This window comes from Nannocystis exedens, from assembly GCF_002343915.1.
Classification (GTDB): domain Bacteria; phylum Myxococcota_A; class Polyangia; order Nannocystales; family Nannocystaceae; genus Nannocystis; species Nannocystis exedens.
Genome location: NZ_NETK01000001.1, coordinates 4,930,987 through 4,945,412 on the forward strand (window position 1 = coordinate 4,930,987; position 14,426 = coordinate 4,945,412).

8 protein-coding genes and 1 tRNA gene are annotated in these 14,426 nt (G+C 71.1%); 7 read left to right on the forward strand and 2 right to left on the reverse strand.

Annotated elements, in window-relative coordinates; translation table 11 throughout:
* Positions 1-66: 66 nt before the first annotated feature.
* The gene (gene asnB / locus NAEX_RS19415) at positions 67-1,944 is read right to left on the reverse strand and encodes an asparagine synthase (glutamine-hydrolyzing) (protein WP_096328980.1); all 1,878 of its coding nucleotides are present in this window, start codon (positions 1,942-1,944) and stop codon (positions 67-69) included.
* 111 nt (positions 1,945-2,055) lie between these two features.
* On the opposite strand from asnB, the gene NAEX_RS19420 reads away from it, so the two are divergent.
* Together NAEX_RS19420 and NAEX_RS19425 are read left to right on the forward strand one after the other, a co-directional pair.
* Positions 2,056-3,111 (forward strand): class I SAM-dependent methyltransferase, encoded by a 1,056-nt coding sequence (locus NAEX_RS19420; protein WP_100792911.1) that lies wholly within the window; start codon positions 2,056-2,058, stop codon positions 3,109-3,111.
* A 139-nt stretch (positions 3,112-3,250) separates the two neighbouring features.
* Positions 3,251-3,327 (forward strand) — tRNA-Asp (locus NAEX_RS19425).
* Between the two features lie 379 nt (positions 3,328-3,706).
* Here the strand turns inward: NAEX_RS19425 and NAEX_RS19430 are convergent.
* Complete coding sequence (locus NAEX_RS19430) at positions 3,707-4,237, reverse strand: winged helix-turn-helix domain-containing protein (protein WP_096328981.1); 531 nt, start codon at positions 4,235-4,237, stop codon at positions 3,707-3,709.
* Between the two features lie 734 nt (positions 4,238-4,971).
* Here NAEX_RS19430 and NAEX_RS19435 point away from each other — a divergent pair.
* From NAEX_RS19435 to NAEX_RS19455, 5 genes are all read left to right on the forward strand, one after another.
* Positions 4,972-8,613 carry a vitamin B12-dependent ribonucleotide reductase gene (locus tag NAEX_RS19435; RefSeq protein ID WP_096328982.1) on the forward strand — a complete coding sequence of 1,214 codons (3,642 nt, stop codon included), beginning with the start codon at positions 4,972-4,974 and terminating at the stop codon, positions 8,611-8,613.
* 137 nt (positions 8,614-8,750) lie between these two features.
* Positions 8,751-10,145 (forward strand): S41 family peptidase, encoded by a 1,395-nt coding sequence (locus tag NAEX_RS19440; protein ID WP_096328983.1) that lies wholly within the window; start codon positions 8,751-8,753, stop codon positions 10,143-10,145.
* An 81-nt stretch (positions 10,146-10,226) separates the two neighbouring features.
* Positions 10,227-11,099: a divergent polysaccharide deacetylase family protein gene (locus tag NAEX_RS19445; RefSeq protein ID WP_170135841.1), complete on the forward strand. Its 873-nt coding sequence runs from the start codon at positions 10,227-10,229 to the stop codon at positions 11,097-11,099.
* 128 nt (positions 11,100-11,227) lie between these two features.
* The gene (locus NAEX_RS53000; RefSeq protein WP_096328985.1) at positions 11,228-12,352 is read left to right on the forward strand and encodes an FHA domain-containing protein; all 1,125 of its coding nucleotides are present in this window, start codon (positions 11,228-11,230) and stop codon (positions 12,350-12,352) included.
* Positions 12,322-14,139, forward strand: coding sequence for an FG-GAP repeat domain-containing protein (locus tag NAEX_RS19455; RefSeq protein ID WP_096328986.1), 1,818 nt, complete (start codon positions 12,322-12,324; stop codon positions 14,137-14,139). The genes NAEX_RS53000 and NAEX_RS19455 overlap by 31 nt, the downstream gene beginning before the upstream one ends.
* Positions 14,140-14,426 lie beyond the last annotated feature (287 nt).

Below are 14,426 nucleotides of genomic sequence, written 5' to 3' on the forward strand. Positions count from 1 at the left end.
CTGGGGACATGTTTTTGGCGACATGTCTCTCAAAACATGCTCCGGGGAGCATGTCTGCTAGAGCAGCTAGTCAGAGTACATGCGCTGCCACTGCTCGAGCACGATGAGCGACCAGATCCGCAGCGAGTGATCGCGGGTCCCGCGGCGGTGCTCGCCGACGATCCGCGCCACCCCGGTGACGTCGAACAGCCCGCGCCGCTTGATCACGTCGGGGTGCAGCCAGTCGGCGACGATGCGCGCCTCCGCCGCCTTGAGCCAGGCCCCGAACGGCGCCGAGAACCCGAGCTTCTTGCGCTTCAGCACGGCCGGCGGCAGCCACTCGCCGGCGATCTCCCGCAGCACCCGCTTCGACGCCAGCGCCGTCACCCGCATCGACGACGGCGCCGCCGCCATCTGCTCGAGCAGCACGTGGTCGCAGAACGGCACCCGCACCTCGAGCCCGTGGGCCATGCTCATGCGGTCGGTGCAGCGCAGCACGTTCTCGGGCAAAAACCCGTGGATGTCGGCGTACCATGCCCTTGCGACCAGGTCCCCGAAGACAGGTCGATCGAAGGCCTCGGCGATGAAGTTCGGCGCCCGCACCTCGGCGATCCGCCGCGCCGTCTCGCGCGCGTAGGGCCGGTCGCGCGCCGAATCGGAGCCCTTGCCGACCCACGCCGCGTAGCGCTCGCCCGGCGGCAGCGCCAGGCTGTCGAGGAACTGCCGGCCCCAGCGGCGCAGGCTCAGCGCCGTGGTCGGCTCGCCCAGCACCCGCAGCGCCCGCCCGGCCAGCGCGACCGCCCCCGGCGGCACGCGCCCGAGGTGCTCGGAGATCCGCAGCCCCCGGTAGCGCGGATAGCCGCCGAACACCTCGTCGCCGCCGTCGCCGGCCAGCGCCACCGTCACGCGCTGCCGCGCGAAGCGAGACAGGTGATACGCCAGCAGCGCCGTCCACGAGCCGAACGGCTCGTCGAAGCCGGCCACCATCGCCGCCAGGTCGTCGAGGATGTCGACCTTCAGCTCGAGCTCGTGGTGCATTAGCCCGAAGTGCCGCGCCACCTCGCGCGCGTGGTGCCGCTCCTCGTAGCTCGCCCCCTCCGGCCCGTAGCCGACGCAGAACGTCTGCAGCGCCGTGCCCCGGCGGGCCAGCGCCGCGACGATCGTCGACGAGTCGAGCCCGCCCGACAGGAACGCCCCCACCGGCACGTCCGACACCGTGTGCAGCTCGATCGCCTCCGCCAGCGTCGGCGCCACCGCCTCTGCCCACGCCTCCACGCTCCGCAGCCGCGGGTCCGGTGGCCGCGGCTCGCAGTCCCACCAGCGCGAGATCGTCACCTGTCCCTCGCGCCAGGTCAATCGATGCCCCGGCGGCAGCTGCTTCACCCCGGCGAAGATCGACCGCGGCGGCGGGACATAGTAGAGCTCGAGGTAGGCGTCGAGCGCCGCGAGGTCGAGCGAGCGGTCGACCGCCTGGCACTGCAGCAGCGCCTTCGGCTCCGACGCGAACAGCAGCTCGCCGCCCGCGAGCTGCGAGTAATACAGCGGCTTCTGCCCCAGCCGGTCGCGCACCAGGTGGAGCTCGCGGGTCCGCCGGTCCCACACCGCGAACGCGAACATCCCCCGCAGCCGCTGCAGCGCCGCCGGCCCCTCGCGCCGCCACAGCTCGAGCAGCACCTCCGTGTCGCCGCGCGTGCGCAGCGGCACCCCGGCCGCCAGCAGCTCGGCCCGCAGCGCCGCGAAGTTGTAGATCTCGCCGTTGTAGACGATCACGAAATCGCCGCTCGCGTCGGTCATCGGCTGGGCCCCGCCGGCGAGGTCGAGGATCGCCAGCCGGCGGTGACCGAGCCCGACGTCCGGCTCGAGATGGACCCCGTCACCATCGGGCCCGCGGTGCCGCAGCGCCGCGGTCATGCTCGCCACCAGAGCCGCGTCGCACGCCCCCACCATGCCGGCGATGCCGCACATCAGGACCGCCCCCCCACAGCACGGGCGCGTCGGCCAGATTCGGGTCGCCAGGGCGCCATCAGGGGCGAGCTTGGCATACTATGGCCCGGGCCGCCCGCAGCCGCCCTCGTCATGACCGCCGCGACCGACGCCCCCACCGACGCCCCCACCGTCGAACCCGTCGATGCCTGCCCGGTCTGCGGCGCCCGCGACGGCCGCCCCCTCCTCCCCGAGGTCCACGGCATCGGCGTCGTCCGCTGCCGCGGCTGCGACCTCGTCCACGCCACCGGCCACTACGCCGCCACCTACCTCAGCGAGTCGTACTACGCCACGCGCGCCAAGCAGCGCCAGTCGCCCACGCAACCCGCCGCCCGCGACAGCAGCCGCAAGCGCCGCAACGTCGAGCTCTACGACCGCCTCAGCGGGGGCCGCATCGGTCGCCCGCGCGCGGGAGCTCGCGCCCTCGACATCGGCTGCGACACCGGCCTCCTGCTCGACGTCCTGCGCGAGCTCGGCTACCGCACCGAGGGCATCGAGCGCTCGCCCGCGGGCGCCCAGGCCCAGGCCGCCGGTCACGAGGTCCACGCCCTCGACATCGAGGTCACCGACCTGGGCCTCGGTCGCTTCGACCTCATCACCATGACCCACGTGCTCGAGCACCTGCGCGAGCCGGTGCGCGGTCTGGTGTGGATCCGCCGCCACCTCGCCCCCGGCGGCCTGGCCGTGATCGAGGTCCCGAACTGGGGCGATCTCCTGCGACCGCTCTGGGGCCGCCGCTTCCGCCCGCTCGAACTCGGCGATCACATCAGCTTCTTCGAGCGCGCCACCTTCACCGCCGCCCTCACCCGCGCCGGTCTGGAGCCCGAGATCTTGTGGAGCGCCCCTCAGATCGGCACCTCGCTCGCACCGAGTTTGCTCACGGCTGCCGACCTCGCCCTGGAGCTGCGCCGCCGCCTCGGCCCCTCCCGCCGTGGCCCCGCCGCTTCCCCCGGCGTCGCGGGCGTCGCCGGCGATCGCCTTCAGCCCTCCAAACAGGGCCGGCGGTGGCAGCGCCTGGCCGGCCCGCTCGTCGTCCGCGGCCTCGACAGCCTCGACAGCGCCCTCGGCCCCTGGCTCGAAGGCGTGTTCGGGGCCCACTGCGGCTGGGGAGCGAACCTCGTCGTCGTCGCCCGGGCCCACGTCGTCTGAGCACACGGGTAACCCCACCACCCTCCGGGCTTTGCCGCCCTCCCTTACGGGTGCTGGGACCCTCGGATCGTGCTTGACTTCCGTTCCGAACCAGAGCATCTTCCTGGCCCCTCGCACCGAACGGCTGCGAGAGCCCTGAGGGGTGGTAGTTAAGTTGGTTATAACGCCGGCCTGTCACGCCGGAGGTCGCGGGTTCGAGCCCCGTCCGCCCCGCCAGAGAAACTGAAGCGAAGCCCCGAAACCGCCCGGTTTCGGGGCTTTGTGTTTTGGTCCGCCTCGCGGCCTCGCCATCGATGGCCCGGCTCGTCACCCTGGCGGCTCCCCCCGAAGTTCGCGGCCCAGACCGCCTGCTCCGCTCGCCAGTCCTCGTGCCCAAGTGCGCCGCCGGGCCCCCTCGTACCGGAGTTCGCGCCAGAAGGGCCCGCACGCCAAGCTCCTCGCCGAGGACCGGGCCGTCTGCTGCGCTCGACGGACCCTCGCGCCCCAGCTCACCGCCCAGGATCGAGCTCGCCGAGTTCCCGACCCCGACCGCGGGGCCGGCATCTGTCCACCGCACCGATCAGACCGACGCGCCCGCGCCGGCCTCGCTCCGCGCTCAAAGCGTCGAGTAGACCGCGTGCCGGCCGACGCCGATGCGCTCGACTCGACCTTGCTTGACCAGCACCCCGAGGTGGTGGCGCAGCACCTTGCGATCGATGCGCGAGTACTCGGCGATGTCCTCGATCGTCACGTCGCCGTTGCCCTCGATGAAGGGCAGCACCTGGCGCGCGACCTCGTCGGTCGACAGCCCGCCGTCTTCGGGCGCCTCTTCCTTCTCCTTCTTCAGCGCCTTGGCCTCGGCCTCGACCTCGGCCAGCTCCTCCTCGAGGATCCGGCGCTTCTTCTTGCGCCCCGTCGGCTCGGGCTCGGCGGCGACCGGCTCGGGCGGCGGACCGAAGCCGTCGCGCAGGTCGCCGAGGGTGATCTTCCCGAACTGCGCCCACAGCCCGCGCGCCTCGAGGAAGTGGACCAGGTCCCCGAGCGACACCGTGTCGCGGTTCTTGAGGCCCTTGAGCGTCTCGAGCGCGCTCAGCCGCTCGAGCGCGCCGCTCTCGGCGCGGAAAATGGCACTGGCTTCACGTGTCATCGGATGTTCCAGATCGGGCGCTGCGACCGTTCCTGACGGCGCTGGGCGCTTCGGCCGGTATTGCTCATCCGATCGGCCCGCGCAAGCCGCGATCGGCCGCTCATCGGGGAATCATTGTCCCAACCGCCTCCGGGATTCACCGGCGCGCGGAGAGATCTCTTCGTCGCCACCACACAGGTGCGTGAACCCGCGCCAGGGAATGTACGTAAACGCCCCTACAGGTACGAGTCTCACCGCCCCCAGGGCCCATGTGGACAGCTTCCGCGCGGTTTTCGCCGAGTGGCGAAGCCGCCGCCTTGTGCGGACCGCGCGAACGCTCCGAGGCACCTCGACGCTCGACTAAACACCATTCCAGATTCGCGCAGGACAGGCGGGCCGGGCTGCGGAATTCCTGTGGATGCGGGAGGGCCGCAAGCCCCCTCCCTAGAGCCTGCAACAGGGCGAACAGCGCGGAGCGCGGAAGTTCTCTGCCCCAACATGTCGTGCTACAAGGCCCCTCACCCACAAGATGTGGGGGTCGAGGAGCGCTTCCGTCCGGCTTGCATCCGGGTGCTCCTCGGTCCATCTCTGCCCGACTTTACAATTTCGCCCCTGCTGCTCGACTTCGCTCGCCCCGTCCTGGGTCTGCGCGAAGCCTGGTCGCGGCTGGCCAGGTCTTGCATTGGCGAGGCCGGTCGCGCATTTCACGCCCCCCCCCGACAACTCAGCCTCCTGCCCCCGGAGTCCGCCCCGTCATGAAGCTGTCCCGGCTGTTCACCAAGGATCAACCCCGACCTTTCTCCGGCGTCGAGTTCGAGCGCCGTAGCTCGCGGATCACCAACCCTGACGGGACGGTGGTGTTCGAGGCGAGCGACATCCAGGTCCCGCAGGGTTGGTCGCAGGTCGCCGTCGACATCATGGCCCAGAAGTACTTCCGCAAGGCCGGCGTGCCCGCGCGCCTGCGCAAGGTCGCGGAGGAGGGCGTGCCCGAGTGGCTGTGGCGCAGCGAGGCCGACACCGACGCGCTCGCCGCCTTGCCGCCCGAGCAGCGCATGGTCGGCGAGACCGACAGCCGCCAGCTGTTCCACCGCCTGGCCGGCTGCTGGACCTACTGGGGCTTCAAGCACGGCTACTTCAGCGACGAGGAGTCGGCCCGCGTCTTTTACGACGAGCTGACCACCATGCTCGCCGACCAGGCCGTCGCGCCGAACAGCCCGCAGTGGTTCAACACCGGCCTGCACTGGGCCTACGGCATCACCGGTCCGGCCCAGGGTCACAGCTACTGCGACCCCGTCACCGGTGAGCTCAGCCTGTCGAACAACGCCTACGAGCGCCCGCAGCCGCACGCCTGCTTCATCTCCTCGGTCAGCGACGACCTCGTCGGCCAGGGCGGCATCATGGACCTGTGGGTCCGCGAGGCCCGCCTGTTCAAGTACGGCTCGGGCACCGGCACGAATTTCTCCACCCTCCGCGGCGAGGGCGAGCCGCTCTCGGGCGGCGGTCGCAGCAGCGGCCTGATGAGCTTCCTGAAGATCGGCGACCGGGCCGCCGGCGCGATCAAGAGCGGCGGCACCACCCGGCGCGCCGCCAAGATGGTCATCGTCGACGTCGACCACCCCGACGTCGAGAAGTTCATCGACTGGAAGGTCATCGAGGAGCAGAAGGTCGCCGCGCTGGTCGCCGGCAGCCGGCTGTGCAGCCGCCACCTCAACCTGGTCCTCGGCGCATGTCACGACGTCGACCTCACCGGCGACGACCGCTTCGACCCGCGCAAGAACAAGGGCCTGCGCAAGGCGATCGCCAACGCCCGCGCCGCCGAGATCCCCGAGAGCTACATCCAGCGGGCGATCGCCCTCGCCAAGCAGGGCGCGCGCGAGATCGAGTTCGCCGAGTACGACACCAACTGGGACAGCGAGGCCTACGCCACCGTCTCCGGCCAGAACTCGAACAACTCGGTCCGCGTCACCGACGAGTTCCTGCGCGCCGTCGAGGAGGACGGCACCTGGGACCTCATCCGCCGCAGCGACCGCAAGGTCCACCGCACCGTGCGGGCGCGCGAGCTGTGGGACAAGATCACCTTCTCCGCCTGGGCCTGCGCCGACCCCGGCCTGCAGTTCGACACCACCATCAACGAGTGGCACACCTGCCCGAACGACGGCCGGATCAACGGGTCGAACCCGTGCTCCGAGTACATGTTCCTCGACGACACGGCCTGCAACCTGGCGTCGCTGAACCTCGTCAAGTTCCTCTCGCGCAGCAGCGGCGCCGGCGACCTCGACCTCGACGTCGACGCCATGCGGCACGCCTGCAAGCTGTGGACGATGGTGCTCGAGATCTCGGTGCTCATGGCCCAGTTCCCGAGCGAGGCGATTGCGATCCGCAGCTACAAGTACCGCACCCTCGGCCTCGGCTACGCCAACCTCGGCACCTACTTCATGCTGCGCGGGATCGCCTACGACAGCGAGCTCGCGGTCGCGATCTGCGGCGGCATCACGGCCCTGATGACCGCGGCCTGCTACAGCACCAGCGCCGAGCTGGCGCGCGAGCACGGCCCCTTCCCCGGCTACGCCGCCAACCGCGAGCCGATGCTGCGGGTCATCCGCAACCACCGCCGCGCCGCCTACAACGCCCCGCGGGCCGAGTACGAGGGCCTGTCGATCGCGCCGATGGGCATCGCCCAGCACGTGTGCCCGAGCTACCTGCTCAAGGCCGCCCAGGCCGAGTGGGACGCCGCCCTCCGCCTCGGCGAGCAGCACGGATACCGCAACGCCCAGGTCACCGTCATCGCCCCGACCGGCACCATCGGCCTGCTGATGGACTGCGACACCACCGGCATCGAGCCCGACTTCGCGCTGGTGAAGTTCAAGAAGCTCGCCGGCGGCGGCTACTTCAAGATCATCAACCAGTCGGTGCCCGCCGCCCTCGCCACCCTCGGCTACACCGAGACGCAGATCGCCGACATCGTCCGCTACTGCAAGGGCGCCGGCACCCTCGTCGGCAGCCCGCGGATCTCCCACACCGACCTCAAGCGCAAGGGCTTCACCGACGAGGTGCTCGCGCGCATCGAGTCGGAGCTGGCCGGCGCCTTCGAGATCGGCTTCGTCTTCAACCGCTACGTCCTCGGCGACGACTTCTGCCGCGACGTCCTCAAGTTCACCGACGCCCAGCTCAACGACCCGACCTTCAACATCCTCGAGGCCCTGGGCTTCTCGGCCGAGGACATCCAGCGCGCCAACGACTTCGTGTGCGGCACCATGACCGTCGAGGGCGCCCCGCACCTGCGCGCCCAGCACCTGCCGGTGTTCGACTGCGCCAACAAGTGCGGCCGCTACGGCACCCGCTACATCGCCCCGATGGCGCACGTGCGCATGATGGCCGCCGCCCAGCCGTTCCTCTCCGGCGCGATCAGCAAGACCATCAACATGCCGAGCGACGCCAGCGTGCGCGAGGTCGAGAGCGTCTACATCGCCTCGTGGAAGTACGCGCTCAAGGCCAACGCCCTCTACCGCGACGGCAGCAAGCTGAGCCAGCCGCTGTCGTCCGCGCTCGCCGTCGAGGCCGAGGACGACGTCGCCGACGCGCCGGCGACCACGCAGCCGCAGGTGATCGAGAAGGTCACCGAGAAGATCGTCCACCGCTACCTCGCCAAGCGCCGGCGCATGCCCGACCGCCGCGGCGGTTACACGCAGAAGGCGACCATCGGCGGCCACAAGGTCTACATCCACACCGGCGAGTACGCCGATGGTTCGCTCGGCGAGATCTTCATCGGCATGCACAAGGAGGGCGCCGCCTTCCGCAGCCTGATGAACTGCTTCGCCATCGCCATCAGCCTCGGCCTGCAGTACGGCGTCCCGCTCGAGGAGTACGTCGACGCCTTCGTGTTCAGCCGCTTCGAGCCCGCCGGCCCGGTGGTCGGCAACTCGCGGATCAAGATGTCGACCTCGATCATCGACTACATCTTCCGCGAGCTCGCCGTCACCTACCTCGACCGCAACGAGCTGGCCCACGTCAACCCCGAGGACCTCGAGCCCGACGCGCTCGGCGACCAGAGCCAGAACGAGGGCGTCGAGTTCCAGGACGAGGAGGTCGTCTCGGAGCGCATCGTCACCCCCGGCCCGCTCAAGCTCAGCGCCAACCTCCCGCGCGGCCCCGTCCCGGGCAAGAAGCGCCACGCGATCGAGGTCGAGGACCGCACCGCCGCCGCCGAACCCGCCCGCGCCGCCGCCAAGCCGCGCCCCGCCGCCGTCGCCGCCCCCAGCGTCAGCGAGCAAGTCCGCGTCGCCCGCATGTCCGGCTACGAAGGCGACGCCTGCGGTTCGTGCGGCAGCTTCACCATGGTCCGCAACGGCTCCTGCCTGAAGTGCGTCAGCTGCGGCGCCACCAGCGGCTGCTCGTGAACGACCTGTCGCGCGCGGATCCTGGCGCCATCGCGGGATCCGCGCCTCGCCTCCCTGCACCACTATTGCCCACGGGGTGCCCGGCGGTACTCTTGGCCGATGATGATGACGGCCGGGTCGCCGCGTAGGGACGCACCATGACAGCCAAGCTCCGCGCCGTCGCGCTCGTCGGAATCGGCATGCTCTTCGGGGCAGGTCTTTCGGGATATGTCCAATCGGCCATCGCCCAGCCCGGCGCGGTGAAGCAGGTCGCCCAGCCCGCCCCGGCCGACTACTCGCGCTACCGCAAGCTCGACATGTTCGCGCGGGCGCTGACCATCCTCGAGAACCATTATGTCCGCCCGGTCGACAGCGAAAAGTTGATCTACGGCGCCATCGCCGGCCTCGTCGCCGAGCTCGACCCGCACAGCGAGTTCCTCCCGCCGCGCGAGGCTCGGATGTTGCGCGAGGACATCGAGGGCAGCTTCGGCGGCGTCGGCATGGTCGTCGTCCTGCGCCAGGAGACCGAGCCGCAGGCGCGCTACGTGCTCGAGGTCCGCGAGGTCGTCGCCAAGGGCCCGGCCGAGCGGGCCGGCGTCGTCGTCGGCGACCTCATCCCCTCGATCGAGGGCAAGCCGATCAGCCACTTCTTCGACCTGCGGCGCGCCATCATGGCCATGCGCGGCGCACCTGGCACGAAGGTCAGCTTCACCCTCGAGCGGCCCGCGCCCAAGGTCGACGGCAAGCCGGGCAAGCCGAGCGTGCGCAACGTCGTCGTCACCCGCGAGTACATCGACAGCCCCGCCGTCACCAGCCGCGCGCTCGGCGAGGGCCTCGGCTACGTGCGCCTGCGCGACTTCTCCGAGACCAGCGGGCGGGAGCTCTCCGACGCCCTCGCCGGCTTGCGCGACCAGTCGCGCGACGGCCTCGCCGGCGTCGTCCTCGACCTGCGCGACAACGGCGGCGGTTTGCTCGACCAGGCGATCGCCATCGTCGACCTGTTCGTCAACGAGGGACCGATCGTGCGCACCCGCGGGCGCCGCGGCGAGCTCCTCGACGAGGCCCGCGCCGTCCCCGGCCAGGCCTGGTCCAAGCTGCCGCTGGTCGTCCTCGTCAACAAGTCGTCCGCCTCCGCCTCCGAGATCGTCGCCGGCGCGCTGCAAGATCACCGGCGCGCCCTCGTCGTCGGCGAGCGCACCTACGGCAAGGGCTCCGTCCAGGCCCCCTTCGAGCTCGGCGACGGCTCCCTGCTCAAGCTGACGATCGCCCTCTACTACACCCCCAACGATCGCCTCATCCAGGCCAGCGGGATCCAGCCCGACGTCGTCGTCGGCGCCGACTTCCGCCCCTACAAGGACAGCCAGCCCGAGCTCGAGCCCGAGCGCGCCCAGCCGCGGCACCTCAAGCCCGAGGACTTCGGCTACCCCGCCGTCGCCATGCAGGACGACAGCGAGGCCGTGCGCGCCGCCGGGGAAGACGCCCAGCTGCGCGTCGCCGTGCAGCACCTGCGCGGGCTCGTGCGCGTGCCGGCGCGCGGCGGTCGGCGGAGGTAGCGCCTGGGCTCGTCGGGCGCGCCGCTGCTTCGGCCCGTCGCCGCGCCGCGGTGGGCTCGCGTCTCGCTGGTCGCGTGGTGGGTGAGCGCGGCCGCGTTGTTCTGGCTCGCGCCGCGGCCGCCGCCGGCCCCGCAAGCAGCGGCCGAGGACGAGGCGATCTTCCAGCGCCAGCTCGACGAGACCGTCGCGCGCACGCGTCGCTGGCAGGACTCGCGCGGTGACTTGACGATCCCCTGGCAAGAAGCGCGCGGCCACCTTGCGATCGTCATCGACGACATCGGCCGCGAGCTGCACCACTTCGACCGGCTGCTCGCGCTGCGCTTCCCGTTGACCTTCAGCGTCGTGCCGGGCGGCGTCTACGCCGCCGGTGCGCAGCTCCGGCTGCGCACCGACCGTCGCCGGCCGCGGGAGATCCTCTTGCACCTCCCGTGTGAGCCGCTCGACCCCGGCAAGATGACCGACGGTCCCGAGGCGCGCGAGCAGTTCCTCCGCCTCGGCGCCTCGGCCGACGAGCTGCGCGCGGCGCTGCGGGCGGCGCTGGACCGCGTCCCTGTCGCCGTCGGCGTCAACAATCACATGGGCTCGCGGCTCACCGCCGACCGGGCCGCCATGGACGCGCTGATGCCCGAGCTGCGAGCGCGCGGCCTGTTCTTCCTCGACTCGCGGACGACCGCGCACAGCCAGGGTCTCGCGGCCGCGGACGCCGCGGGGGTCCCCGCGCTCGGGCGCGACGTGTTTTTGGACCAAGATCCGCGCCCCGAGGCGATTTTGGCCCAGCTTCAGCACGCAGCCGCCCGCGCGCGCGAGGTCCCGACCGTCGTCATTGCCCATCCCTCGCAGGAGGTCGTGGAGGCCCTGCGGACCGAGCTTCCGCGACTTTACCGGGAAGGGATCGGCGTCTATCCGCTGCGCGAGATCCTTACGCGCCGCGGCCTCGACAAAGTGCGGGAGTGAACGTTGTTATTGCCGGACCGGCAGCAACGGCTGGGTTGGCTGGCTCGGAGCGTGCGGACGCGGAGCCGCGGCGCCGCGGGCTCGCTTGACAGTAATTCGCCGAACTTCCTACCCTGAAGCTCACACGGATGGCCCTGCGACTGATCATCGAGGACGAAGAGGGCGCGACCACGATCGTGCCGCTCGGCGAAGAGGAGATCACGATCGGACGGGAGCCAGGGAACACCATCCAGCTCACCGAGCAGAACGTCTCCCGGCAGCACGCGCGGCTCACCCCAGGTTCGGACGGGTGGGTGATCGAGGACCTCGACAGTTACAACGGGGTCCGGGTGAACGGAGTCCTCATCGAGGGCACGGTCAACCTCAACGAGGGTGACGTGGTGCAGATCGGCGATTACCACCTCGCCATCACCAACAACGCCGAACAGACCACCCTCAACATCGAGCGTCAGGGGGGCGCGCCGGGGACCGACCCGATGCGTGCCGCCCCCAGCATGGACCTCCCGCGGATCCCGGCCACCGAAGCCGCCGCGATGATCGCTCCGCCGCCGCCGCTGCCTGACGCCTCGCGCGACCGCGACGACGAGCGGCACACGGAACAGCCCACCGAGGGCAAGGGTCGCGGCTTGTTGTTCGCCTTGCTCGCGGTGTTCCTGATCGGCGGTGGCTTCGTCGCCTATCAGTTCGCCGGTGGTGGTGGCGGTGCTGCGGGCACCGACGCGCCGAAGGGGCCGAAGGTCGACCCGCCGGCGAAGGTCGAGGAGCCGCCGCCGCCGCTGCCCAAGGTCGAGGCCAAGCCGCCCGAGCAGCCGCCGCCCGAGCAGCCGCCGCTGCCCAACGATCCGGTGCCCGGAGTCACCTCCGCCGAGCCGAGCGATCCGCCGGTCGAAGAGCCGCCGCCGACCAAGACCGACAAGCCCGCGGTGCCGAAGGGCGAGAAGGTCGTCAAGCCGCCGTCGCCGCCGCCGCCGACCAAGACCGACAAGCCGCCGGTGCCCAAGGGCGACCCGGTGCAGCTGCTGGAGGAGGCGCGCAAGGCCAACCTCGCCGGCAACGCCACCCAGGCCTACGACCTCGCCAAGAAGAGCTACGAGATCGACAAGACCTCGAACGCGCTGGCGCTGATGGGCGCCTCCGCGTGCAAGATGGGCGACCAGGCCAAGGCCAAGTCCGCCTTCAAGAAGCTGACCGATCCGAATCGACAGAAGCAGATGGTGTCGGTATGTGCCGAACGCGGAATTGTGCTCGAGTAAGTCTTTCAGGACATGTCCTGAAGAACACGTTTCAACTCTTGATCGTCACCGGCGTCGTCCTCGTCGCTGCGCCCGCGTGGGCAGCCCCGTGGGAGGACGCGACGGCGATGACGATCGGGGCCACCGCCGAGTGGTCGAACAAGGTCGAGCTCGCCGACATCGACGGTGACGGGCGGGTCGACGTCCTGTTCGCCAACGGGGCCGGCTACGCCTCGCCCGAGGCTCCCGAGCCGAACCGGGCCTTCCTCAACCAGGGCCCCGGCATGCCGTTCACCGATGTCAGCGAAGAGGTGTTCGGGCCCGAGCCCGACTTCACCCGCGCGATCAAGGTGCGCGACCTCGACGGCGACGGCAACGTCGACCTGATCGTCGCCAACACCTTCGAGACCCAGAGCCGGCTCTACCTCGGCGACGGCGAGGGCGGCTTCACCGAGGCCAGCGACAACCTCCCGCAGGCGCCGCACAGCTTCGGCGACGTCGAGCTCGGCGACGTCGACGGCGACGGCGACCTCGACGCCGTGCTCGCCGACTGGGGCCCCGGCGCCGCCAACCAGAGCTCGGGCGTCACGCGGCTGTGGCTCAACGACGGCGGTGTCTTCACCGACGTCACCGACACGAACATGCCCGACGCCCTGGTCGCCTGGTCGTGGGAGCTCGAGCTCGCCGACGTCGACAACGACCTCGACCTCGACGTGCTCGTCTCGTGCAAGTCCTGCAGCGGCTCGTACATGTTCGTCAACGACGGCGCCGGCGTGTTCACCGACGCCTCGGACAAGCTGCCGCAGTACGCCAACAACTACGAGTTCGAGGCGATCGACCTGACCGGCGACGGCTACCTCGACCTGGTCACGATCAACGACGGGCCGATGGGCCGCGAGCACGTCTTCGTCAACGACGGCGCCGGCGGCTTCGTCGACGGCACCGCCGATCTCTGGCCCGACGCCGACAACATCCCCGGCGACGACAACATGGTCGCCTTCCTCGACTACGAGAGCGACGGCGACCCCGACTTCGTGATCGCCGGCCTGTTCGGCAGCGACGACCGCCTGATGCTCAACAGCGGCGACGGCCACCTCGAGGTCGTCGACGCCTTCATGCCCGCCAACTCGCAGGGCACCCTCGGCATCGCCGTCGCCGACCTCGACGGCGACAAGAAGATCGACGTCGTCCTCTCCGAGGGCGAGGCGCCGCAGAGCGCCGACCGCGTGTTCCTCGGCGTCGACGTCGCGGAAGACACCGCCGCCCCGAAGATCTCCCTCGTCACCCTGGTCGACGGCAGCGTGGTCGCGCGGATCCACGACAACAAGACCCCCGTCATGCCGCACGACTTCCAGTCGGTCGTGCTGGTCGCCGGCGGCACCGAGGTCCCGATGCAGTGGTACGGCGAGGCGCTGTGGCGCGGCACCCCGCGCGAGGCGTTCGGCCAGCTGTGCGCCGTCGATGCCGCCGGCAACGAGACCTGCCAGATGTTCGGCGAGGACCCGGGCGAGACCGGCACCGACACCGACGGCACCACCACGAGCACCACCGAAGACCCGGACCCCACCACCACCACCACCGCGCCGACGACCGGCGGCGACCCGACCACCGGCCCTGGCCCCGGCCCGACCACCGGCGAGCCCGGCACCACCACCGACGCGACCACCGGCGACGACACCGCCAGCACCGGTGACACCGCCGGCACCGACGACGACGGCGGCTGCGGCTGCCGCCAGCAGTCCCCCGGCTCCGCCGGCCTGCTCAGCCTCGGCGTGCTCGCGCTCCTCCGGCCGCGCCGCCGCCGCTAGACCCGCTGCTGTCCCGGAGGGCATGTCCCCCCGGACAGCCGGAGCTGGCCCGCAGGGCATGCCCTCCAGGGCATGCTCCTTCGGCCACCCGCGCCGCCTCGCGCCGGGCCTCGAAGCGTCCGCCGTCCCGGGTCCGAGCGCGCGGCCTGTCCCTCCGGACACATCACCCCCGCCCCTTCGCTGTCGCGCCCGAGGGGGGCCGCGTCGCACCTGGCCCTCCCGTCACACGAGCCGGGCAGCCTTCGCCGTCGCCCGGAGCCGCTCGACGCGCCGCACCTGTCCCTCGG

Excerpts from the sequence above, each read along its gene's own strand:
- asnB (WP_096328980.1), bottom strand. The coding sequence starts at position 1,944 with ATGTGCGGCATCGCCGGCATGGTGGGGGCGTGCGACGCGGCTCTGGTG.
- NAEX_RS19420 (WP_100792911.1), top strand. The coding sequence starts at position 2,056 with ATGACCGCCGCGACCGACGCCCCCACCGACGCCCCCACCGTCGAACCC.
- NAEX_RS19430 (WP_096328981.1), bottom strand. The coding sequence starts at position 4,237 with ATGACACGTGAAGCCAGTGCCATTTTCCGCGCCGAGAGCGGCGCGCTC.
- NAEX_RS19435 (WP_096328982.1), top strand. The coding sequence starts at position 4,972 with ATGAAGCTGTCCCGGCTGTTCACCAAGGATCAACCCCGACCTTTCTCC.
- NAEX_RS19440 (WP_096328983.1), top strand. The coding sequence starts at position 8,751 with ATGACAGCCAAGCTCCGCGCCGTCGCGCTCGTCGGAATCGGCATGCTC.
- NAEX_RS53000 (WP_096328985.1), top strand. The coding sequence starts at position 11,228 with ATGGCCCTGCGACTGATCATCGAGGACGAAGAGGGCGCGACCACGATC.
- NAEX_RS19455 (WP_096328986.1), top strand. The coding sequence starts at position 12,322 with ATGTGCCGAACGCGGAATTGTGCTCGAGTAAGTCTTTCAGGACATGTC.